Here is a 22238-nt window from a genome sequence, read left to right as displayed (position 1 = left end):
AAAATAAGAAGGAACGTAGCAGGTTTAGAAGCGCGTGCCAAAGCTAAATCGGAAAAACTCTTCCTGATCGTAGGCTTCCTTGACGTAGGGCATCGCAAAATCCACCCGAACCGGCCCCATAGGGGAACGCCAGGAAACGCCCAGACCGGCCGCCGCCCGAATGGAACTGTCGTCCTCCACGCCGGCGCCATTGGCGTCCACATCCCACAGGGATCCGAAATCCGTGAAGGCATGACCCGAAACGCCCAGTTCTTCCGGCAGGAAGACCGGGAAGCTCAATTCCGCAGATCCCCGGTAGAAAAGATTTCCCCCCAGAGAATCGTCCGTGGAACGGTCCCGCGGCCCGACGCCGGATTGCTGGAACCCGCGCAGTTTGTCGCCGCCGAGATAAAAACGCTCGTTGATCTGGACGTCTTCATTGCTAAGCCCCTGGATAGCCCCTGTTTCACCGAGGAAAGACAAAACAACTTTCTTTTTATAAACGGGAACGTAGTAGCGGCTTCCGATTTTTCCGGACACATATTTTGCGTCCCCGCCCAGACCGGCGCCTTCCAGATCAAGCCATGAATAAAGACCTTCCGATGGGAACAGCGCGCTGTCCAGATCGTCATAGGTCAGACGCTGGGACAGCGCCGAGGTGTCTCGCACGCCTTCCTGATCGCGGATATAGCGCGACGCATTGGAATCCACATTGGTGATTTTCGAACGCTGGAAGCCGTATTTCCATGTCTGGCGCCATTTTTCGGCCAAGGGGAACCCGACACGGACCGCGCCGCCGGATTGCTGCTGGTCGAACGAACTTTCGTCCTGCAGGTCCCGCCGCACATGGAAGGCATCAAACCCTGCCGAAACATCGCGATCCAGGAAGTGCGGCTCTGTGAAGGACACGTCAAACTGCGTCCGCTCTCCCGCGACCGTCGTCGCGAAGGTCAGATCCTGCCCCTTGCCCAGAAGGTTTCTCTCCCGAATGCGTAAGTCTGCCAGCGGACCGTCCGCAGTCGAAAAGCCCGCGCCGATCGACAGTTCCCCGGTGGACTGCTCCACAACTTCCACATCAATCACCGTCCGGTCCGGCGCACTTCCTGCAAGGGTCTTGATGACAACATTTTCAAAGAAACCAAGGTTGCGAAGCTGCTGCTCGGAGCGGGCCAGCTTGGATTTGCTGAAGGGGTCGCCTTCGGAGAGCAGAAACTCCCGCCGGATCACCTTGTCGATTGTGCGCAGATTGCCGTGGATATCGATCCGCTCTACAAAAACGCGCGGCGATTCGCCGATCATAAAGGTAATATCAACCGTTTGCGTCTCGCGGTGGCGGTCCATTTCCGGCTTGATATCCACAAAGGCGTACTGCTCGTTCCCCAGAGCGTCCGTCATCTGGTCGGAAGACAGTTGGACCTCGTTCGCGTTATACCACTGGCCGGGAAGAAAACTGACGGAATCCTTCAAAGACGCCCCGTCAAACCCGCGCAGGCTCGAATCAATCGTGATTTGCCCGACCTTGTAACGCGGCCCCTCGTTGATCGTGAAGGTCAGGTAGAAATCTTCCTGATCGGCGGACAGTTCCGCCACGGACGACACCACCTGAAAATCGGCATATCCCTGAGACAGGTAAAAACGCCGGAGAAGCTCTTCGTCAAACAGGACCCTGTCGGGATCGTAACGGTCGTCGGAAGACCAGAAATTATACCAGCGTTCTTCCCGGCTGCTCAGTTCCGAACGCAAGGCGCCGTCACTGTAGGAATCGTTCCCGACGAACCGGATCCCTTTGATCGTCGTCACCTTGCCCTCGTCCACCTCAAAAACAAGATCGACGCGGTTCTGGTCCAGCTTGATCGCTTTCGGCTCGACATTGGCGGCAAAACGGCCCGACCTGCGATAGACTTCGTAGACGCGGGCCACATCGTTTTGAACCTTGGTCCGGGTAAAGACCTGCCGCGGCCTGAGAGAAATCTCGGCCAGCAATTCATCGTCATTTATTTCCGTATTGCCTTCGAACGCAATCCGGTTGATGACGGGGTTTTCCGTTACATCCACGAACAAAACGCCGCGGTCCTGCCGCAAGGCCACATCGGAGAAAAGACCGGTGGCAAAGAGATTCTTCAGCCCCACATTCATGCTGTCTTCCGTTAAAGGCGTGCCCAGACGCATATCCAGATAGGTCAGGACGGTCGCAGGTTCGACCCTTTCCACGCCGTTGACGCGAATCTCTTTCAATTTGTCCTGCGCGAAAACGGGGCCTGCCTGAAGACAGGCAAGCAGAACAAGGGCAAAAAAAGCAGCTTTTGAATAACGGGATACGGACATGTTGCTCTACTTAAGATATTTTCAGACGGGAGACAACTTATTCCTGAATATAACCTACAGAATAAGCTGGATAATATCGTTCAGGTTCGTGAAGAGCATGATAGCAATAAGAAAGCCCAACCCAAAGCGAAAAGCATGTTCCTGGTTTTTTTCGGGAATGGGGGACCCTTTCACCGCTTCCACCGCATAAAAGAGAAGGTGTCCGCCATCCAGCATCGGAATAGGGAAAAGGTTAATCAGACCCAGATTGATGGATAAAAGCGCCGTGAAGGTTATCAGGGCGGCAAAGCCAAGCTGCGCCATATCCCCGGCGATCGCGCCGATGCGGATAATTCCGCCCAGCTCCGTCGGGCTTCTGGTGCCGGTCACGATCTGGCCCAGCGCTTTCATCGTGCTGGCGCTGATATTCCCTGTTTCCGTAAAGGCGTTGCGGATACCGCCGAAAACGCCCGGTTTGATGAAGTCTTCCGATAATGTGCCGGCGACAACAAGGACGTTGTAATCCTTGCCTTCCGGGTTTTTCCAGCCTTCGTTCATTTCCGCCAGGGGTCTGACTTTGAGTTTATTGATTTCTTCGCCCCGGTCCAGTTCAACAACGATGTCCCTTCCCAGTTTCGGGCGAATCGCTTTCCGGGCGGCATCGGCGCCCTTGACGGATGTTCCGTTCACGGACAGGACGTTTTCCAGAAGAAATCCGTTACTCGGCCCGATAATGCCCAGCAGCCCTTTCGAATGCTTGAACCCGAAACGGTCTCTCGATTCCTCGCGTTCGGGAATCGCGGTAAGGATTATTTTTTTGTCGCCGCGCTCCACTGTGAATTCGAGCGGCGTATCCAGCGCCACCATGACTTCCCTGCGAATATCCTCAAAGCGGTCAATCTCCACGTCGTCGATTTTGACGATCCTGTCATGCGGCTCAAACCCGGCTTTATCCGCCGCGCTGCCGACGATGATGGACGCGGCCAGAGGCGGCGTGATCGGCTGGCCGTAAAAGACATAAAGCCCGCTTAAAAGGAGGACCGCAAAAATGAAATTAATCGCCGGGCCGGCAAAGACAATCGCGCTGCGCTGCGCCACCGGTTTGGCGAAGAAGGCCACTTTTTTTTCTTCTTCCGTAAAGGGGCGGACTTCCCCGTGATCTTCCACCCCTTCCGTGTGGCCGGCAGAGGCCGGATCGGTATCGCCGAACATCTTCACGTAACCGCCCAAGGGCACAATGGAAAACTTCCATCTTGTGCCTTTCCTGTCCGTTATCCCGAAAATCTCTTTTCCGAACCCGATGGAGAAGGTTTCGATCTGGACCCCGCACAGCCGCGCCACGAAATAGTGACCGAATTCATGTACGAAAACCAGAACGCTCAGGACAAGCACAAAGGTTCCGCCATACAGCCAGATATTGCTGGCAATGAGTTGAACAAGGTCAAAGAGATAATTCATGATACGTTCCGTCTTTTAGAGTAAACCGAGTCACAGGCCCCCAGCATACAGGATTTTATTTTCTCCCGCACATTAATATCCAAAAGCCTGATATCTTCTACGGTTTCCAGCGATGCAGGCGCAGAATAATTCTGAACGGCGCAGGACGCATATTTCAGGATATCCGTAAAAGGAATCCTGCCCGCCAAAAACGCCTCCACGGCGACTTCGTTTGCCGCGTTCAGGATTACGCAGGCCTCCCCGCCCGCTTTTAAGCAATCATATGCCAGCGGAATGGAGGGAAAACGCGCTTCATCGACGGCTTCAAAGCTCAAAGAGGCCATGTTTTCCAAATCAAGCCTTTGCCCCGGCGTTCTGATCCGGTCCGGCCAGCCCAGCGTGTGGGCGACAGGCGTGCGCATATCCGAGGCCCCCATCTGTGCCAGCACCGATCCGTCGCTATATTCCACCATGGAGTGGACAACGGATTGCGGATGCACCAGCACCTCGATTTTTTCCGGCGGAAGGCCAAAGAAGACGGAGGCTTCGATAATCTCAAGCGCCTTGTTCATCATGGTGGCGCTGTCCACGGAAATTTTGGGCCCCATGGACCAGTTCGGATGCGCCAGAGCCTGCGCCGGCGTGACCTGCGCCATATCCGCCAGAGGCATGGTCCGGAACGGACCGCCGGAGGCCGTGAGAATGATTTTTTCAATCGCCCCTTTGTTGCGCGTCTCAAGAACCTGAAAAATCGCATTGTGTTCGCTGTCGACAGGCAGAAGCTGCGCGCCGGATTTGCGCGCCGCCTCCATCACAATAGAGCCCGCCGCGACCAGCGGCTCCTTGTTGGCAATCGCAACGCACGTCCCTTGCGCAATCGCCGCCATCAGGGGATCAAGCCCCGCCATGCCGACAATGGCCGCCATAATCCAGTCCGCCGGCCTCGCCGCGGCTTCCGCCAGCGCCGCCGGACCGCCGGCGCAGGTAATGTCCGTTCCGGACAGGCATTCCCGCAATGTTTCATAAGCGGACTCATCGGCGACAACGGCATGCTTCGCCTTCAGCCGCACGGCCATTTCCGCAAGTTCCTGCGCGCTGCCATTGGCGGTCACCGCCTGAACATCATAGGCTTCGGGCTGCGCCAGAATGACATCCGCCGTGCTTCGTCCGACGGAGCCGGTGGCCCCCAGAATACTCACGCGTTTCATTTCATCAGGACTTTCAGGAGAAGCAGGAAGACCGGCGCGGCCAGCAGGAGTGAATCGATCCGGTCCAGCAAGCCGCCGTGACCCGGAATCAGCGTGCCGGTGTCCTTGACGCCGGCCTTACGCTTGAGAAAGGAAACAAGCAGGTCCCCCGCCTGACCACTGAGCGCAATCACTGCGCCGAAAAAAATCATGAAATGAAGCGGAATATGAAAGACCGTCACGGCGGACAACCCCCACAGGGCCAGAATACCGGCGGCAACGGCGCCCCCGAGGCCCGCCCATGTCTTGTTCGGGCTGATGGCCGGGGCCATTTTCGGCCCGCCGATCAGCCTGCCCGCCGCATAAGCGCCTATATCGCTTCCCCAGACAGGCAGCAGAAGCGCCAGAATGACGAAAATCCCCATTTCGCGCAGCAGCGCAAAGGAAATAGCGGCCAGCGCGATGTAAAGGATCCCGATAACAGAAACGACAAGATCGAACTTTGTTTTCGCGGCCACGTTCAGCCATTCATAAACGCCAATGGCGCAAGCCAGAAAAACCATGCCCCAAAACGGCCAGGCGCCAAACCAGATCGCCGTAAGAACGGCCGGCGCCAGAACAAAAGCCGAAGCGCAGCGGAGAAACAAGGGTGATTTTAAAAACGTCATGCGCCCTCCTGAATGGCGCCATAGCGCCGGTCCCGTTTTTGAAAGTCGGCAATGGCCCGCTCGAAATCGGCCCGCCCGAAATCCGGCCAGAGCGTATCTGTATAGACAAATTCCGTGTACGCGCATTGCCATAAAAGAAAATTGCTGATGCGCTGCTCCCCGCTGGTGCGGATCAGGATATCGGGGTCCGGCAGGTCTTTTGTCATGAGAAACTGCGGAAAATATTCTTCCGCCGTTTCAAAGGCCGGCTCCATGCCTTTTTCCTTGCACTCTCCGGCAAAGGCCGCCGCCGCCTGCAGGATTTCGTGGCGGCCGCCGTAATTCAGCGCCATCGTCAGGACAAGCCCTGTGTTCTCCTTCATCAGGTTTTCGGCGTTTTCGATCAGCTCGATAATGTCCGGCGCAAGCTCCCTGCGGGAGCCTATCATCCGCAAGCGGACGTTGTTGCGGTGAAGCTCCGCCGTCTGGGAGCGCAAATACATCCGCAAAAGCCGCATCAGCTCCCCGATTTCATCCGCCGGACGGCCCCAGTTTTCGGAAGAAAACCCGAAGAGTGTGAGATACCGAACCCCCAGATCCGCCGCGTCCTTGACGACGCGCTTGCACGCTTCCACGCCCTGATGATGGCCCGCGCTGCGCGGCAGGCCCCGCGCCTTTGCCCAGCGCCCGTTGCCGTCCATGATAATGGCGATGTGTTGGGGAATGTTTTTCATTTTTTATTTTTAACGCGAAGATGCGAAGTCACGAAGATGACGCGTGCGCGCTCCACTCCTTCCAGTCAATTTCCCTGCCCGGATAAGCCGGGTTTTTAAAAGGCCATGAGATGGAAATCCATTCTTTGACTTTAGAAAAAAGGATTTCGTCAAGACCTTCAATATTCGCCCCACTTCGCGTCCATAATTCAATCTTAGAATCGTAATTCGCTTTGTCCGTTGGATAAATATAAACGCAGCCTAAACACTGGCTGTCGTCCGGTTTCATCACTGTATAAGTGAACGAACTTCTTTTTTGAAACTCCTTTTGATGCCAGGCCAGATCAATCAGGTTTTGCTCAATCGTTAAACCGTCAGGCCAGACCGTGTTGTTTTCATCCGGACTTTTTAGTTTCTCCCTGCTAGCCATTACGGCATCGTAATCCTTGATAACGTCATGAATAGTCAGCATGCGCAGATAAAAATCATCCGCAACAAGTTTTTCGGGAACAACAAAATCGTCAGGAACAAAATTCATAAAATCTTCGCGCCTTCGTGTCTTCGCGTTTAAAAAATTAAAAACCATCCGGTCCGTTAAACCGTCATGATGTCCTTTTCCTTGTCCGAGAGGATGGTATCGATTGTCTGGATATGTTCGTCGGTCAGTTTTTGGACGTCCCCTTCCAGACGCTTTTGATCGTCTTCGGAGATTTCCTTGTCCTTTTCCTGTTTTTTCAGCGCCTCCATCCCGTCGCGGCGGACATTCCGCACCGAAATGCGCGCGCTTTCCGCGTACTGGCCGGCGACCTTGGTCAGTTCCTTGCGGCGTTCCTCGTTCAGTTCCGGAATGGGAATACGGATCAGGCTGCCTTCGGCCTGCGGGTTGAGCCCCAGAGAAGAGTTCCTGATCGCTTTTTCGACCGCCGAAACGGCGGAAGAATCCCACACCTGCACTGTCAAAAGGCGCGGTTCCGGCACGCCGACGGTCCCCACCTGATTCATCGGCATTTTCGAGCCGTAAACATCCACCACGATCGGGTCGAGCATGCTCGTCGAGGCCCGCCCCGTCCGCAGACCCGCGAACTCGGATTTCAGGGCCTCCACCGCGCTGTCCATCCGGCGCTTCAAATCATCCTTGTTAAAATCAGCCATTTTCCTTTTCCTTATTTAATTCACCACAAAGAACATGAAGTTCTCAATGCCTTTATATTCGTCATCCCGGAGAAAGCGAAGCTTTTATCCGGGATTTATGCCAAAAGACCGTCCGGCGGCGCAAACCCCGGATAGACCTGACGGTCTTCCGGGGTGACGAAAAAAAAGGATTACGTACCCTGTTGATGAGTGAAGACATCATAAAATACAGCCTATTCAACGATCGTATAGGTGCCCTGCCCCGTGGCGGCCTGTTTGAAGTTCCCCGCCTCTTTGATGGAAAAGACAATAATCGGAATATTGTTCTCCCGCGCGAGGGAAATGGCCGTCGCATCCATGACTTTTAAATCCTTGGTCAGCAAATCCATGTAGCTCAGGCGGTCATAGCGCTGCGCGTCGGGGTCTTTTTTGGGGTCGGCGGAATAAACGCCGTCCACCTTCGTACCTTTGAAAATGGCGCGGCAGTTCATTTCGGACGCCCGCAGCGCCGCCGCCGTATCGGTCGTAAAATAAGGATTGCCCGTGCCGGCCGCAAAAATAACCACCCGCCCCTTTTCCATATGGCGAAACGCCCGCCGCCGGATATAGGGCTCGCAAATGGCGGACATCGGAATGGCGGATTGCACCCGCGTATCGACATTTATCTGCTCCAGCGCGTTTTGAAGCGCCAGCGCATTGATGACGATGCCCAGCATGCCCATATAGTCCGCCGTGGTGCGGTCCATGCCTTCGGCCGCACCGGACACGCCGCGGAAAATATTCCCGGCCCCGACGACCACGCAGACTTCCGTGCCCGTTTCGACAACGCTTTTGATGTCTTCCGCCACGCGTTTCACGGTCGCAGGGTCCAGCCCGAAATCGTTGTCCCCCATGAGGACTTCCCCGGACATTTTAAGCAAAACGCGCTTATATAGCGGTTTCGCGGCGCCTTGCGTCTTTTCTTTTTCTGCCGGTATGGTCATGCCTGCTCCGTTGCTTGAAAGTGAAATCTGTCCCTAATGTAAAGACAGCCGCGCTGATAAGCAACGCGGCTGTTTAAAAAATCATACCGTCATCCTTAACCGTTCACAGCCGCGGCGACCTCGGAGGCAAAGTCTTCAGTTTTTTTTTCGATTCCCTCTCCAAGCTGGAATCGGGCGAAAGAGGTCAGTTTGACGGGGGCGCCGACATCTTTTTCAGCCGCCGCCAAAAGTTTTGAGATTTTGGTTTCGCCGTCAACGACAAAGGTCTGTTCCAAAAGGCAAATCTCTTCATAGAATTTGCGCATCCGCCCTTCGAGCATTTTTTCGATAATATCGTCGGGTTTGCCTTCGGCGCGGGCCTGTTCGCGGATCACGTCTTTTTCGCGTTCCAGAGCGGAAGAGTCCACGCTCTCTTTATCCAGATATTGCGGGAACGCCGCCGCCACATGCATGGCAATCTGCTTGCCAAGGGCTTCGAGTTTCCCGGCATCGCCCTCGGATTCAAGCGCGACCAGAGTGCCGATTTTCCCCAGATTGGGGGCAACCGGATTATGGACGTATCCTGCGACAACGCCTTTGCCGACAGAGAGTTTCGCCATGCGGCGCACCGTCATTTTTTCGCCGATTTTGGCGATAAGCGCTGTTAAATTATCCGCAACACTGTTCCCGCCGATATCCGCCGCCATCAGGCTTTCCAGATCTTCGGCGTGGCTTTGCGCCGTGCGCACCACATCCCCGACAAAGGACTGGAATTCGTCATTGCGCGCCACAAAGTCCGTTTCGGAATTGACCTCCAAAACCGTGCCGGACGTGCCGTTCGTCGCAACCGCAACAAGCCCTTCGGCCGCCGTCCGGCTGGACTTTTTGTCCGCCTTGGCCATGCCTTTTTTACGCAGGTAATCAACAGACGCCTCGATATCGCCGCCATTTTCAAGCAGCGCAGCCTTGGCATCCATCATGCCGGCGCCCGTTTTTTCACGAAGTTCCTTGATCAGTGCAATGGAAATATCAGCCATGTTTTCGTTCCTTGTTTTTTGTTTAACCAGCGGATGCCGCTTTTTTCTCCGGCTCTTCTTCATTTTCCTTTTTAGGCTCTTCAGCCTTTGGCTCTTCCTTTGAGGCTTCTTTATTTGCCGGGGCTTTTGTCTTCGCCTCTCCTTCAGCCTTGTTTTCTGCCGGAAGCTCCACTTTCAAATCGACCGCTTCGCCGGGGTCTTTTTGAACGGCGCTCACTTCCGCCTGCAAGCCGTCCAGAACAGCTTCGCTGAAGAGGTCGCAATACAGCTCAATGGCACGCATCGCGTCATCATTCCCCGGAACGGGAAAGGTGACCCCTTCAGGGTTTGCATTTGTGTCCAGAATGGCAAACACCGGAATTCCCAGCGTGCCCGCTTCCTGAATGGCAATGTCTTCCTTGGTGACGTCGATCACAAAAAGCGCGTCGGGCTTGCCGCCCATATCCTTGATACCGCCCAGCGCGAGATCCAGCTTGTCTCTCTCCCTTTTCATCATGAGCGTTTCTTTTTTGGTCAGCCCCGTATCTTCTTTTGCCAGAAGGGCGTCCAACTCGCGCAGGCGCGCAATCGACTTGGAAATGGTCTGCCAGTTCGTCATCATCCCGCCAAGCCAGCGGTGGTTGACGTAATACTGTCCGCAACGCTTCGCGCTTTCGGCAACGCGCGCTTGCGCCTGGCGCTTGGTGCCGACAAACAGGACGCGGCCCCCTTTCGCAACGATGTCGCGCAGGGTTTTGAGCGCGGTGTTCATCATCGGCACCGTCTGCTGCAGATCGATGATATGAACGTTATTGCGCACGCCAAAGATAAAGGGGCGCATTCTAGGGTTCCAGCGGCGTGTGTGATGTCCAAAGTGAACGCCCGCTTCCAGAAGCTGACGCATGTTTACGGTTGGCAAAGCCATGATGTTTTCTCCTTTAAGTTCCAGTTATGTCCTCTGCAGGCCTTGGCCGAATTTTCGGCACCGGTTAGGCTACCTGCATGTGAATTTGACCCGAAAACGAGCCATGGGCGCTGTTCTATGGGGTTTTGAGCGGAATTGCAAGGGATTTTTAACACGAAGCGTCCGAAGTTTTCACGAAGACCACAAAGAAAAAGGAGGCGCAGCAAAGCTGCGCGGGGGACGTTTTCGTGACCTTCGTGCCTTTCGTGTAAAGACAGGCGAAAAGCCAATATTACCATTATGGCCCGTCCTGTCCGTATAATCTACAGAAAGCTCTTGCACTGTCGTTAATATTATGTTAAATAAATAAACAGACATTCACTGGCAATAACGATAAAAATAAAGGATCGAAAGAATATGATTGAAGAAATGAAAAGGACCAGTCTTAGGAATCGTTTTCACGGTGCTGTCATGGGCATTGCTTCTGCAATTGGTGCTGGCGTTCCCGTTTATCATGCCCTTCTCTCTTCCGTCATATCCGATCCGAAAACGGCCTTTTTCGTTGCCGCTGTTCCTGCGACCGTACTCGGCGTTTCTAATTACATTACAAGCTCTATAGGAGCTGCACAATTGGGGAACAATGCGCCCAAACCTCCTGCGGCTTAAGGTACGTCAAAACTCCCGAATATCCAGCACGCCCGGAGTCCGGCTGATTTCCCGCACGGTTTCGGGTGACACGTTCCATTTGCCGGGCAAAGTCATTTCTGCCACCCGCCCGCCGGGCAAATGGGCCATGAAAGAGATTTTGACCAGCCCTTTTCCATCTTCTTTCAGGCGTTCCTGAAGTTTAATCGCGGGCGCAACCGCATCCATGTCGATTTTGACCTCTTTGAGCTTTCCGGCCAGAGCCTGATCCAGCGGCTCTATGATCTGGCCGGTGAGGCGGACTTCGTCTTCTTTGGCCTCCGCATCCACCGTAACCAGAAGAGCCGTTCCCGGTTCCAGCATGTCGCGGCAGCGTGCCAGCGTGTCGGAAAAAATCATCACTTCGTAAACGCCCGTGGAATCGGAGAGCTGCAAAAACGCGAATTTATTTCCGGACCTGGCCGAGACGCGCTCTTGCTTTTTAATCAGCACCCCGGCCATCTGGACGCGGCTGGAGGTGCGCTTTTTAAGCGTTTCCGCCAGATCCAGATACGGCACAATCCCCTGTTTTTGAAGCTGCCCGGCCTTGGTGTCCAAGGGGTGGGCGGACAGGTAAAAACCGACCGCGCCGAATTCCTGCGCCAGACGGTCCAGAATATCCCAGTCCTGAACATCCGGCAGCGGCGGCAGGTCCTCCTCCTTGCCGTCTTCTCCTCCCCCGAACAGGCTTTCCTGCCCGCTCTCGCGGTCCTGCGCCAAACCTTGCGCGTGGCGCAAAAGAAGCTCCGTATGTTCGAAAAGCTGCGCGCGGTTTGCGTGCACATTGTCAAATGCGCCCGCGCAGACCAGCCCCTGAAACTGCCGCTTGTTCATGGTTCTGGAATCGACGCGCCCGATGAAATCGGCCAAAGAGCGGTACGGCCCGTTTGCTTCGCGCTCCGCTACCAGTTTTTCCATGGCGCCTTCCCCCACGCCTTTGAGCGCCGCCAGCGCGTAGCGAACGCACCCGTCCTCCACCCTGAACATCACGCCGGATTCATTGATGTCCGGCGGCAGGAGACGGGTTTCCATCCGGTCCAGTTCCTGCTTGAACACCGCCAGCTTATCGGTGTTCCCGGCATCCAGCGTCATCGACGCGGCCATGAATTCCACCGGATAATTGGCCTTCAGCCACGCCGTCCAGTAAGACACCAGCGCATAGCCCGCCGAATGCGCCTTGTTGAAACCGTATCCCGCAAATTTGGCGATCTGGTCGAAGATGTGGTTCCCCAGTTCTTCGGGAATCTGATTATGCTCCAGCGCGCCCTTCACAAATTTCTCGCGCTCCGCATTCATCACGGACTGAATCTTTTTCCCCATCGCCTTGCGCAGCAGATCCGCCGCGCCCAGAGAATATCCGGCGAGGATTTGCGCCGCCTGCAACACCTGCTCCTGATAGATCATCACCCCGTAAGTTTCTTTCAAGACAGGTTCCAGCTTCGGGTGCATGTAATCTTTTTTTTCCTGCCCGTGCAGGCAGGCGAGATACTTGGGAATATTCTCCATCGGCCCCGGACGGTAGAGCGCAACCATGGCGATAATCTGCTCGAATTCGGAGAGTTTCATCTGTTTGCCCAGATCCCGCATGCCCGCGCTTTCAAGCTGGAACACGCCGACCGTCTCCCCGCGCGCGAGCATCTGGTAGGTCTTTTCATCGTCCAGCGGGACTTTCAGGATGTCGATCTCCCGCCCGCAGGAGTCCTTGATATATTCTACCGCTTTTTGAATGACGGTCAGGGTTTTGAGGCCGAGGAAGTCGAACTTCACCAGCCCCGCCTGCTCCACATATTTCATGTTGAGCTGCGTCACGGGCATGTCGGAGCGCGGATCGCGGTAAAGGGGCACCAGATCATGCAAGGGCCGGTCCCCGATCACCACCCCCGCCGCATGGGTCGAGGCGTGGCGGTACAAGCCCTCCAGCTTCATCGCGATATCGATGAGCTTGCGGTTGGTTTCGTCCTTTCGGCTTTCGGTCCTTAAATCCTCATCCTGCGCCAGCGCCTCGGCCAGCGTCACCGGCGCGGCCGGGTTGTTCGGGATCATCTTGGCCAGCCGGTCCACCGCCATATAGGGCATCTGGAGCACCCGTCCCACATCGCGCACGACGGCGCGGGCCTGCAGTTTTCCGAAGGTAATGATCTGCGCGACATGATCGTGCCCATAACGATTTTGCACATACCGGATAACCTCGTCGCGGCGTTCCTGACAAAAATCCACGTCAAAGTCCGGCATGGAAATCCGTTCCGGGTTCAAAAAGCGCTCGAACAGGAGGTTGAATTTCAAGGGGTCAAGGTCCGTCACTTTCAGCGCCCACGCCACCACAGATCCCGCGCCGGAGCCCCGCCCCGGCCCCACCGGAATACGATGTTCCTTGGCCCATTTGATGAAATCGGACACGATCAGGAAATATCCCGGAAAGCCCATTTGTTCGATCACGCCGAGTTCATATTCAAGCCGATCCCAGTAGGGTCCGTGGTCGCGGTCTTTCACAAAATTCTCAAGGCGCCATTTCAAGCCTTCCGTGGCCTGCCGCTTCAGTTCTTCCGCTTCACTGCGCCCGCTTTCCGTTTCAAAAGGGGGCAATATCGGGTCAACGGGTTTCAGCAAGAAATGGCAGCGTTGCGCAATAACATATGTGTTTTCAATCGCTTCCGGGAGGTCTTTAAAGAGTTCCCTCATTTCATCCGGCGTTTTGAAATCGTGGTTCTTCGTGACCCTGCGGCGGTCGTCTTCCGTGATATAGCGCCCGTCCGCAATGCACAGCAACGCGTCATGCGCCTCATGCATCGTTTCATCGGAAAAATAGCAATCATTGGTCGCCACAAGCGGAATGTCATGCGCATAGGCCAGGTCGAGCAAAGCCGGTTCGATCCTGTCTTCTTCAAGAAGGCCGTGGCGTTGCAGCTCGATATAAAAGCGGTTTCCGAAAATTTCCTTAAGCGCGAGAAGGTCTTTTTCCTGCGTGACGCCCTTCACCGGCCCGCCGGACAGGCAAATGAGGCCTTCATGACATACTTTAAGTCCGTCAAAAGAAAGGGCCGGTTCTTTCGATCCGTCCCCTTCCATATAGGCATCGCTGACAAGCTTGCTTAAATTCCGGTAGCCTTCTTCACTTTGCACCAGCAGGACGAGCTGGCGCCCTCCATCGAAACCGACCTGACATCCGATAATCGGCTGCACGCCCTTTGAAGCCGCCGCCAGCGCAAATTCAAGCGCGCCGAACATATTGCTGGTATCCGTAATCGCCAGCGCGGGCATTTTGTCGGAAACGCACAGGTCCACAAGCGCCGCCGGATGGCACGCCCCTTCCGCCAGCGAATAGGCGCTGTGCGTATGCAGGTGAACAAAAGACTCCATGTCTTTTTGTTTAACACGAAGAGCGCGAAAAAATCACGAAGTTATAACGAATTCAGGGCCAGATATCCGAAATCCACAAAAACGCGGTGGCGTTTCATCGCTCTTTACCTTCAATAACTTATCACCGCGCCGTTTTTAAGTTCCAGAATACGGTCCATACGCTCGGCCAGCTCCATATTATGGGTCGCGATAATCGCCCCGATTCCGGTGTCGCGCACCAGATCCATCAGCATCTCAAACACAAAATCCGAGGTTTCGGGGTCCAGATTTCCGGTAGGTTCGTCCGCAAACAAAAGCTTTGGACCGTTGGCCAGCGCCCGCGCAATCGCCACGCGCTGTTGCTCCCCGCCCGAGAGCCTCCCCGGGCGGTGATCCAGACGGTGGGACATTTTCAACCCTTCCAGCAGGTTTTCGGCTTTTTCTTCGGCATCTCTTCTGGATTTTCCGGCAATCATTTGCGGGATAACCACATTTTCAAGGGCCGAAAATTCCGGCAGGAGATAATGAAACTGATAGACGAACCCGATCAGCTCCCGCCGCAAAACCGTCCGCCGCCCTTCGCCGAGCCCCGCGACATCCTGCCCGGCAATCCGGATGCGGCCGTCTGTGGGCGTATCCAGCAGGCCGAGTATCTGCAACAGCGTCGACTTGCCCGACCCGCTCGGGCCGACAAGCGCGACAATCTCGCCGGATTTTATCTCGAGATTTGCGTTGTGCAAAACCGTCAGCGTTTCCCCGCCCTGCCGGAAAATTTTCTGAACGCCTTGCGCCTGTAACAAAATCTCACCCATTTTCACCTTCATACTTACGTCATCCCGGAAAATGCGGAGCATTTATCCGGGACTTGTGCCAACAATCCCTCCAGCGGCAGAAATGCCGGATCAAGTCCGGCATGACGGCAATAAGGAGGCGAATGAATCTCACTCATAGCGCAGCGCCTCCACAGGGTCGAGGCGCGAAGCCCGCCACGCCGGATAAAGCGTGGCCCCGACCGACAAGACAAAGGCCATCAAGACAACATATCCCGCTTCTTTCCAGTCGATAATCGCCGGAAGCTGCGAGAGAAAATAGATTTCTTCGGCAAAAAGCTCCGTGCCTGTCAGCCCTTCGAGAAAACGGCGGATGGATTCAATATTGGCGGCAAAGGCTATCCCCAGCAGCGCGCCGGACAGCGTGCCTGCCACGCCGATGCTTGCTCCTGTCAGCACGAAAATCCGCAGCATCATGCCTTTGGTTGCGCCCATCGTGCGCAGGATCGCAATGTCCTTCCCCTTGTCCTTGACCAGCATAATCATGGAAGAAATGATATTGAACGCCGCCACGATAATAATCAGGGTCAGGATCAGGAACATGACGTTGCGCTCGACCATCAGGGCGTTGATGAAAGATTTGTTCGCCTCCCGCCAGTCATAGACCCCGGCCTCGCCTTCCACTGCCGCAATCACGTCGTCCTTGACGTTGTCGGCTTCTTCCGCGCTGCGCGCCATGACCTCGATCGAGTTTACCGCATTGGGCAGGCGGAAAAACTTCTGGGCGGAGGGCAGCGGCATGAAAATAAAACCGCTGTTATATTCGTACATCCCGACGTCAAAGATCAGGCCGACCGTATAGGTGCGCGAACTTGGAATGGTGCCAAAAGGCGACGCCTTTCCTTTGGGCGCCAGCAACGTAAAGCTGTCTCCGACCTTCAGCCCCATTTTTTTGGCCATCGTGACGCCCATGCCGACCTGATTGTCTTTATAGGCGCTTAAATGCCCTTCCGTAATGCTGTCGGATAAAATGGACTTGGTGGCAAAATCCTCGCGGGCGATCCCCCGCACCAGGGTTCCTGTCGCCTGCCCGTTTACGGACACAAGCGCCTGCCCCTCCACCATCGGGCGGACCGTTTCAACGCCCCTGACCTTCTCGATCCGGTCAACAAGGGACATATAATTGTAAAGCGGGCCGGACTGCGAATAGACATTCAGATGGCCGTTCAGCCCTAAAATGCGGGTGACCAGTTCCTCCCGGAATCCGTTCATGACGGACATCACAATGATAAGGGTCGCCACGCCCAGCATAATGCCCATAAAGGAAAAGCCGGCAATCACGGACACAAAGCCTTCCGCCTTGCGCGCCCGCAGATACCGCCAGGCCATCAGTCTTTCAAAGGGGGTGAACATTTTTATTCAACACTTCCTTAATACGTCTTAGTACGCCTTTGCCACCAGAACCTTGCGCCCTTCGTCTTCAAAAGGCATCACGCGCGGCGTGAGCGAATGATCTTTCATAATGCGGCGGGCCTCGTCATTGCCGATCAGCGCCGTATCAATGCGCAGAAAGCCCGTTTTGCCGGCGGCAAAGAAATCATTTACCTCCCGCATGCCCGAAACATCGTGCGTGTTTTCTTTTTGAAAGGCCCGTGCCCGCGCGAGCATGCCGGCCTGAATATCGTCCAGAATACCCGGCGCTGCCGCAACGAATTCATCCGCGCTGCATGTCGTTTTGGATTCGCGGCCGATATCGCGGCGCACATGGGTCACCTGCCCGTCCGTCCTTTCACGTTCGCCAATTTCCACGCGCAAGGGAATGCCCTGTTTGATGCCGCCCCAGATTTTGTCCGGCGTGCGCGCATCCCCGCCTTCAAGACGCACCCGAATGCCCGCCTCTTTCAGGCGTGCGCGCAGACGATCGCAGTAAGAAAGAAGTTCGCTTTCATCCTCCCCGCGCAGGATCGGAACGATCTGGACCTGTACGGGCGCGACTTTCGGCGGCATCATCATGCCGTCGTCATCGCCGTGGGTCATAATCATTCCGCCAATCAAACGGGTCGACATCCCCCAGGAGGTCGTATAGGCAAAGCTTTCTTCGCCGTTCCGTCCCTGAAATTTAATTCCGCAGGATTTTGCAAAATTTTGACCCAGATCGTGGGATGTGCCTGCCTGTAAAGCTTTCCCATCCTGCATCATGGCCTCCATGGCCAGCGTGCACACCGCGCCGGGAAACCGTTCATCCGCCGTTTTTTCCCCGCGAAAGACAGGAAGGGCCAAATAATTTTCCGCAAAGTCACCATAGGCATGCACCATTTTAAGGGTGTCTTCGCGCGCCCCTTCCGCCGTTTCGAAGGCGTTATGGCCTTCCTGCCAGAGAAATTCGGAGGTGCGCAGGAAAAGACGCGTGCGCATTTCCCAGCGCATGACATTGCACCACTGGTTCAGCTTGAGCGGTAAATCCCGGTAAGACTGCACCCAGCGGGCCATGGAATCCCCGATAATCGTTTCGGACGTGGGTCGCACAACCAGCGGTTCTTCCAATTTTGAGTCTGGAGCAGGAATCAAACCGCCGCCGTCCGGCGCCGCTTCCAGCCGGTGATGGGTCACGACGGCGCATTCCTTGGCGAACCCTTCGACATGCTCGGCCTCGCGGCTGAAAAAGCTCAACGGGATAAGAAGCGGAAAATACGCATTCTGAACGTCGAGATCCTTGATGATTGCATCAAAACTGCGCTGGATATTTTCCCACAGCGCATAGCCGTAGGGCTTGATAATCATGCAACCGCGCACAGGCGAGTTTTCCGCCATGTCGGCGGCCTTGATGACCTGCTGGTACCATTCGGGGAAATCCTCTTCCCGCGTGGGCGTGATCGCCGTTTTGGGTTTCTTTTGCTGCTGTGCCTGTGTGCTCATTCTATCCCCTTATAATCATGACAATGCCGGTGATCGCGGCGAATATGCCCAATATTTGCACAGGCCGGATGGTCTCGCCAAGCAGTAAGACGCCGATCAAAATCGTCAGCGAAATCGAAAAGCCGTTCTGGATAATGGCCACAAGGCTCGCCGGGCCTTCGGCCTTGTAGGAAAAAGCCAGAAAGATATTGGCCATCGCCACGCCCACCCCGGACAGAGCCGCCAGGGCAACCCCCTGAAGATTATACTCCCCCGAAAAAACCGGCTGTCCCTGCGCCGTGCGCTGAAAAACCAGATAGCCTACCGTAACGAGCGCCATCGCAAGAGACAGGATTACAGCGCCCAGCGCCGCATCTATCTTTCCGTTGGCCACCTTGAACGCCACGTTCCGTGTCGCCAGCCCTACCCCAGATAAAAGCGCCAGAAGTCCCCAGTGCATAGTGCAAAATGCCTTTTTTATTTATATTTTTCGTCCCTGTAGTCTCCGCCTTCCAGAAAGCCGCCTTCCGGCAGGGGAGCCTGTGCGGGTTCCATATCCTTATCCTTCGCCCCGGACTTTATGGTATTTGGAGAGGTGTGTCCATCGGCCTGTTCTTCCGTTTTGAGAACGGCTTTGTGCGACTTCCCGCACAGCGCGTAAACCTGCGGCGTCCAGTCCTGCCCGTCTATCGCAACGCGCCCGTTTTTGTGAATCTCCAACAGACCCATGGGAGCTTCCAGTTGAACGCCTTCGATATTCATGTTCCGGAGCCGTTTCGCCAGATCAACGCTCAAAGGAAGCGTAACGACATCCGGCAGTTCAAAAGGCGCGGCGTTCACGTCTGCCGGCACAACGGCGTTGCCGTGCACGTCCACGCCGGGTTCGTAGGCCACGCCCGCCTGCGCTTTATGATCCGGCAAGAGACGGCATTCGGGCGGGCGGGAGTCTTGCGCATGGGCGGAATACACGAAGAGAAAAAACAGCCCCATTGTCATTGCGAGCGTAGCGAAACAATCCAGCATTCTGGATTGCCGCGTCGGCCTATCGGCCTCCTCGCAATGACGAATAATGTTCCTCATACCCTCACCAAGTGAACGGTTGTTTTGGGTTTTATTTTGAGCAGATGCGCGACAAAGCGGCGCAGGCCGATGCGGATTTCTTCGGACACAAAGTGATCGTCCCGAAGCTCCTCCCGCGTCATATCCGCCAGTATGTCTTCGATTTCAGACAGGATATCCGCTTCGAATTTTTTCCCCTCTTCAAGGTCGGGGTCCGTCAGCCCCACGGTCGAAATCTGCGGATCGGCGACAAGGTCGCCGCGCTCATTCATCACCAAAGACACATGCACCGTGCCGGAGAATTGAAGCTTACGGCGCTGAATAATCGCCTGATGGTCTGACTCAATCACCCGCCCCGGCTCTACCGCGAGCAGCCCCGTTTCCACATGATCCAGAATTTCCACCGGCCCCGGCGCGAGGCGAATGACCGAGCCGTTATTGGGTACAATCTCGTTTTTAATCCCGCTTTCCCGCGCCAGAGCGGCCTGCGCCTCAATCATGGTGCGCTCGCCATGCACCGCGACCACGGCCTCCGGCCTGACCCAGCGAAACATATCCCTGATTTCGTCCTGCGCCGGATGACCGGACACGTGAATGGTTTCCCCGACCTTGCCGGGATGCAGGATTTCCACCCCAGCCGCCGCCAGATGGTTGTTGACGTCGATAATGTTCCGCTCGTTCCCCGGAATGGCGCGGGAGGAATAAATAACCGTATCGCCTTTCCCCAGCGACACGCCCGCATGATCGCCGCGGGCGATCCGGGCGAGCTGCGCGCGCGTCTCTCCCTGCGAACCGGTGACGATCATCACAATCCTGTCTGCGGGCAGAAGCCCTATATCCTCCTCCGCGACGAAATCCCCGACATCTTTCAGATACCCGCACGCGCGCGCCGCCCCGATCATCCGGTGCAAAGAGCGGCCGATAACGGCCACATTCCGCCCGCAAGCCTTCGCCGCCCGGCAGATAGACTGCACCCGGCCGATATTGGAAGAAAAAATCGTAATGGCGATCCGGCCCCTGCAGCGTTCAAATGTTTTTTGCAAGCCTTCTTCCACATCCTTTTCGGAGCCGGAGCGGCCTTTCACCTGCGCGTTGGTGGAATCCCCTATATAAGCGCATACGCCTTTTTCCCCCGCCTCCTGAAACGGCCCGGAGTCCGTCGGGGCTCCGATGACGGGAGCCGGGTCGAGATTCCAGTCCCCGCTATGCACCACGCGCCCCAAAGCCGTTTCCAGTATAATGGAGCAGGTGTCCGGGATGGAATGGGCCACGGGCGCGAATGTTGCCTTAAACGGTCCCGCTTCGACGGTTTCATAAGGTTTGACAATACGGATTTCCGCATCGGCGCAATCCGGCTGCTCCTCGAATTTCTGCCGCAAAACCGCCGCCGTAAATTCCGTGCAGTAAACCGGGCAGCGCAGGCGCGGCCAGAGATACGGCACCGCGCCAACATGGTCTTCATGTGCATGGGTAACGATCAGCGCGGCGATATCTTTCCTGCGCGCTTCCAGAAAGGCCGGGTCGGGCAGGAAAATATCAATGCCCGGAAAACGGTCATTGGCAAAACCGATTCCGCAATCAATCGCCAGCCATTTGCCGCCTGTGCCGTAGACATTGAAATTGACCCCGAATTGCTCGGCCCCGCCCAGAGGGATAAAATAGAGTTCGTCGGGATGAAAGTCCATCAGGCCGCCTCTGTGTCCGTGTCAAAGCTTTTGTTCCGGTTGTAAATATGAACAAGGCCCTTCAGAGTTAAATTTTCATCCGTCGCATGAATGGCTTTTGTCCCCTTGGCAAAAAGAGCGGCAAGGCCGCCTGTTGCGATGACAAAAACGTCCTGGCCCACTTCCCCGGAAAGGCGTTTTATCATGCCTTCGACCAGACCGATATAGCCCCAGTAGATACCGGAGCGCATCGCGCTTACGGTTTCTTTCCCGATCGCCGCGTCCGGTTTTTCGATGCTGATTTTAGGAAGCTTCGCCGCCGCCCCGTGCAGGGCCTCCAGCGACAAATTGACCCCCGGCGCAATCGCGCCGCCAAGATACGCGCCGCTGCCGTCAATGACGTCAAAGGTGGTCGCCGTGCCAAAATCGACGACAATGGCAGGGGTTTGATAACAGGCCGCCACCGCCACGGCGTTCACAAGACGGTCGGCCCCGACCTCTTCCGGCTTGTCCGTTTTAATGTCCAGCCCCAGAGTTAAGGAATCGCTTCCGACAAGCGCGGCGCGGCAGTGAAAGGCCGTTTCGCACAGCACGCGCAAATTGTAATTGGCATCCGGGACAACGGAAGAAATAATTGCGGCCGTGATATCTGAAAAAGACAGGCCCGCCGCTTCAAAAAGCTGGTAGAGCCAGGAGGCGTATTCATCCGCCGTGCGCCCGCCTTCGGTTTTACAGCGCCAGGAACGCACAAAGGTTTCGCCATCCCAGACAGCAAAGACAATATTCGTATTTCCGGCATCAATGGCAATCAGCATCTACACATTTCCAAAATAGACTTCCCCGGCGGTAAAGGTTCGTGTCCGGCCTTCCTGATCCAGCAGCAACGCCCCGCTTTCATCCAGCCCGTCAAAAATCCCGCTATAGGAAACCTCCGGGAAACGAACGGACATCGGGCCGTTCAAACCATGTGCCTGTTTTAACCACTCTTCACGGATGGGCGCAAACCCTTTTTCCCGCCAAAGCCCGTAAGATTCGGCAAAGCACGCCAGAAAATCGTCCCGAAAAACATTTACATAGACGGGTTTTTCCTTGAGGGCATCCAGACCGGCGGCGCCCTCCGGCGGCGCGAAAACATTCACCCCGACGCCCACTACCAGATATTCTATTTCAGAATCGTTTTTTATGTTTGATTCCAAAAGGATGCCGGAGATTTTTAAACCATCAACCAGGATATCGTTGGGCCATTTCAAGGTCTTGCAGTGTCTTTCAGGGTCCAAATAGGCCCCCATCGCATCGGAAAGCGCCACCGCCGTCACAAAAGCAAGCTGCCCCGCATGGCCGGGCGCAAGACGTTCGGGCCGCAGGACGAAAGACAAATACAGATTCCCCATGGGAGAGAGCCAGTCATTGCCGTGGCGGCCCCGTCCGGCCGTTTGCTGGAGCGCCTGAATGACATAACCTTCCGCCGTGCCCGCTTCCGCAGCGTCCTGCGCAAGATCCTGTGTGCTGGAAGCGCTGCCGACAACATTTACGCGCCAGTCAATCCCCAT

At 55.7% G+C, this 22238-nt stretch carries 20 protein-coding genes; 1 reads left to right on the top strand and 19 read right to left on the bottom strand.

Translation table 11 applies throughout. The features are described from left to right. Positions 1 to 24: 24 nt before the first annotated feature. The 10 genes from bamA to rpsB form a co-directional block, all read right to left on the bottom strand. Positions 25 to 2304, bottom strand: a complete 2280-nt coding sequence (bamA, locus tag H6853_07135) for an outer membrane protein assembly factor BamA (GenBank protein USO03302.1) — start codon at positions 2302 to 2304, stop codon at positions 25 to 27. A gap of 54 nt (positions 2305 to 2358) precedes the next feature. Then, positions 2359 to 3741: an RIP metalloprotease RseP gene (rseP, locus tag H6853_07130; GenBank protein USO03301.1), complete on the bottom strand. Its 1383-nt coding sequence runs from the start codon at positions 3739 to 3741 to the stop codon at positions 2359 to 2361. Beyond that, on the bottom strand, positions 3738 to 4928 hold the full coding sequence (locus H6853_07125; protein USO03300.1) for a 1-deoxy-D-xylulose-5-phosphate reductoisomerase: 1191 nt from the start codon (positions 4926 to 4928) through the stop codon (positions 3738 to 3740). The genes rseP and H6853_07125 overlap by 4 nt, the downstream gene beginning before the upstream one ends. Continuing rightward, positions 4925 to 5575: a phosphatidate cytidylyltransferase gene (locus tag H6853_07120; GenBank protein ID USO03299.1), complete on the bottom strand. Its 651-nt coding sequence runs from the start codon at positions 5573 to 5575 to the stop codon at positions 4925 to 4927. The genes H6853_07125 and H6853_07120 overlap by 4 nt, the downstream gene beginning before the upstream one ends. Beyond that, entirely contained in the window at positions 5572 to 6288 is a 717-nt protein-coding gene (locus H6853_07115) for an isoprenyl transferase (GenBank protein ID USO03298.1), read from the bottom strand. The genes H6853_07120 and H6853_07115 overlap by 4 nt, the downstream gene beginning before the upstream one ends. A 28-nt stretch (positions 6289 to 6316) precedes the next feature. Further along, positions 6317 to 6805, bottom strand: coding sequence for a GNAT family N-acetyltransferase (locus H6853_07110; GenBank protein ID USO03297.1), 489 nt, complete (start codon positions 6803 to 6805; stop codon positions 6317 to 6319). A 56-nt stretch (positions 6806 to 6861) separates the two neighbouring features. Then, positions 6862 to 7419: a ribosome recycling factor gene (frr, locus tag H6853_07105; GenBank protein USO03296.1), complete on the bottom strand. Its 558-nt coding sequence runs from the start codon at positions 7417 to 7419 to the stop codon at positions 6862 to 6864. Between the two features lie 212 nt (positions 7420 to 7631). Next, positions 7632 to 8381: a UMP kinase gene (locus H6853_07100; protein USO03295.1), complete on the bottom strand. Its 750-nt coding sequence runs from the start codon at positions 8379 to 8381 to the stop codon at positions 7632 to 7634. A 95-nt stretch (positions 8382 to 8476) separates the two neighbouring features. Beyond that, the gene (locus H6853_07095) at positions 8477 to 9397 is read right to left on the bottom strand and encodes an elongation factor Ts (GenBank protein USO03294.1); all 921 of its coding nucleotides are present in this window, start codon (positions 9395 to 9397) and stop codon (positions 8477 to 8479) included. Positions 9398 to 9419: 22 nt separating this feature from the next. Beyond that, a complete protein-coding gene (rpsB, locus tag H6853_07090; protein USO03293.1) occupies positions 9420 to 10301 on the bottom strand; it encodes a 30S ribosomal protein S2 in 882 nt (293 codons plus the stop codon). A gap of 396 nt (positions 10302 to 10697) precedes the next feature. Between rpsB and H6853_07085 the strand changes: the two genes are divergently transcribed. Beyond that, the gene (locus H6853_07085) at positions 10698 to 10946 is read left to right on the top strand and encodes a hypothetical protein (protein USO03292.1); all 249 of its coding nucleotides are present in this window, start codon (positions 10698 to 10700) and stop codon (positions 10944 to 10946) included. A gap of 6 nt (positions 10947 to 10952) precedes the next feature. Here H6853_07085 and dnaE read toward each other — a convergent pair whose 3' ends face one another. From dnaE to H6853_07040, 9 genes are all read right to left on the bottom strand, one after another. Continuing rightward, positions 10953 to 14321 (bottom strand): DNA polymerase III subunit alpha, encoded by a 3369-nt coding sequence (gene dnaE / locus H6853_07080; GenBank protein USO03291.1) that lies wholly within the window; start codon positions 14319 to 14321, stop codon positions 10953 to 10955. Between the two features lie 110 nt (positions 14322 to 14431). Continuing rightward, positions 14432 to 15112 (bottom strand): ABC transporter ATP-binding protein, encoded by a 681-nt coding sequence (locus H6853_07075; GenBank protein ID USO03290.1) that lies wholly within the window; start codon positions 15110 to 15112, stop codon positions 14432 to 14434. Positions 15113 to 15241: 129 nt separating this feature from the next. Next, complete coding sequence (locus H6853_07070; protein ID USO03289.1) at positions 15242 to 16483, bottom strand: lipoprotein-releasing ABC transporter permease subunit; 1242 nt, start codon at positions 16481 to 16483, stop codon at positions 15242 to 15244. A 27-nt stretch (positions 16484 to 16510) separates the two neighbouring features. Continuing rightward, positions 16511 to 17986 (bottom strand): proline--tRNA ligase, encoded by a 1476-nt coding sequence (locus H6853_07065; protein USO03288.1) that lies wholly within the window; start codon positions 17984 to 17986, stop codon positions 16511 to 16513. A gap of 1 nt (position 17987) precedes the next feature. Then, on the bottom strand, positions 17988 to 18425 hold the full coding sequence (locus tag H6853_07060) for an EamA family transporter (protein USO03287.1): 438 nt from the start codon (positions 18423 to 18425) through the stop codon (positions 17988 to 17990). 17 nt (positions 18426 to 18442) lie between these two features. Then, entirely contained in the window at positions 18443 to 19045 is a 603-nt protein-coding gene (locus tag H6853_07055; protein USO03286.1) for a hypothetical protein, read from the bottom strand. Beyond that, the gene (locus H6853_07050; GenBank protein ID USO03285.1) at positions 19042 to 20709 is read right to left on the bottom strand and encodes a ribonuclease J; all 1668 of its coding nucleotides are present in this window, start codon (positions 20707 to 20709) and stop codon (positions 19042 to 19044) included. Before H6853_07050 ends, H6853_07055 begins: the two co-directional genes overlap by 4 nt. Then, positions 20709 to 21503 (bottom strand): type III pantothenate kinase, encoded by a 795-nt coding sequence (locus tag H6853_07045; protein USO03284.1) that lies wholly within the window; start codon positions 21501 to 21503, stop codon positions 20709 to 20711. Before H6853_07045 ends, H6853_07050 begins: the two co-directional genes overlap by 1 nt. Further along, the gene (locus H6853_07040; GenBank protein ID USO03283.1) at positions 21504 to 22238 is read right to left on the bottom strand and encodes a biotin--[acetyl-CoA-carboxylase] ligase; all 735 of its coding nucleotides are present in this window, start codon (positions 22236 to 22238) and stop codon (positions 21504 to 21506) included.

This window comes from Rhodospirillales bacterium, assembly GCA_023898765.1.
Lineage (GTDB): Bacteria > Pseudomonadota > Alphaproteobacteria > Micavibrionales > Micavibrionaceae.
The sequence above is the reverse complement of the archived record's forward strand: the minus strand, read 5'-3'. Positions and strand labels throughout refer to the sequence as shown.

Bases quoted from the DNA above. Each gene is read 5' to 3' on its own strand.
- frr (USO03296.1), bottom strand. From the start codon at position 7,419: ATGGCTGATTTTAACAAGGATGATTTGAAGCGCCGGATGGACAGCGCG.
- H6853_07060 (USO03287.1), bottom strand. From the start codon at position 18,425: ATGCACTGGGGACTTCTGGCGCTTTTATCTGGGGTAGGGCTGGCGACA.
- dnaE (USO03291.1), bottom strand. From the start codon at position 14,321: ATGGAGTCTTTTGTTCACCTGCATACGCACAGCGCCTATTCGCTGGCG.
- H6853_07075 (USO03290.1), bottom strand. From the start codon at position 15,112: ATGGGTGAGATTTTGTTACAGGCGCAAGGCGTTCAGAAAATTTTCCGG.
- H6853_07110 (USO03297.1), bottom strand. From the start codon at position 6,805: ATGAATTTTGTTCCTGACGATTTTGTTGTTCCCGAAAAACTTGTTGCG.
- bamA (USO03302.1), bottom strand. From the start codon at position 2,304: ATGTCCGTATCCCGTTATTCAAAAGCTGCTTTTTTTGCCCTTGTTCTG.
- H6853_07100 (USO03295.1), bottom strand. From the start codon at position 8,381: ATGACCATACCGGCAGAAAAAGAAAAGACGCAAGGCGCCGCGAAACCG.
- H6853_07070 (USO03289.1), bottom strand. From the start codon at position 16,483: ATGTTCACCCCCTTTGAAAGACTGATGGCCTGGCGGTATCTGCGGGCG.
- H6853_07120 (USO03299.1), bottom strand. From the start codon at position 5,575: ATGACGTTTTTAAAATCACCCTTGTTTCTCCGCTGCGCTTCGGCTTTT.
- H6853_07095 (USO03294.1), bottom strand. From the start codon at position 9,397: ATGGCTGATATTTCCATTGCACTGATCAAGGAACTTCGTGAAAAAACG.
- H6853_07115 (USO03298.1), bottom strand. From the start codon at position 6,288: ATGAAAAACATTCCCCAACACATCGCCATTATCATGGACGGCAACGGG.
- H6853_07085 (USO03292.1), top strand. From the start codon at position 10,698: ATGATTGAAGAAATGAAAAGGACCAGTCTTAGGAATCGTTTTCACGGT.
- H6853_07125 (USO03300.1), bottom strand. From the start codon at position 4,928: ATGAAACGCGTGAGTATTCTGGGGGCCACCGGCTCCGTCGGACGAAGC.
- rseP (USO03301.1), bottom strand. From the start codon at position 3,741: ATGAATTATCTCTTTGACCTTGTTCAACTCATTGCCAGCAATATCTGG.
- rpsB (USO03293.1), bottom strand. From the start codon at position 10,301: ATGGCTTTGCCAACCGTAAACATGCGTCAGCTTCTGGAAGCGGGCGTT.
- H6853_07050 (USO03285.1), bottom strand. From the start codon at position 20,709: ATGGACTTTCATCCCGACGAACTCTATTTTATCCCTCTGGGCGGGGCC.
- H6853_07055 (USO03286.1), bottom strand. From the start codon at position 19,045: ATGAGGAACATTATTCGTCATTGCGAGGAGGCCGATAGGCCGACGCGG.
- H6853_07040 (USO03283.1), bottom strand. From the start codon at position 22,238: ATGGGGATTGACTGGCGCGTAAATGTTGTCGGCAGCGCTTCCAGCACA.
- H6853_07065 (USO03288.1), bottom strand. From the start codon at position 17,986: ATGAGCACACAGGCACAGCAGCAAAAGAAACCCAAAACGGCGATCACG.
- H6853_07045 (USO03284.1), bottom strand. From the start codon at position 21,503: ATGCTGATTGCCATTGATGCCGGAAATACGAATATTGTCTTTGCTGTC.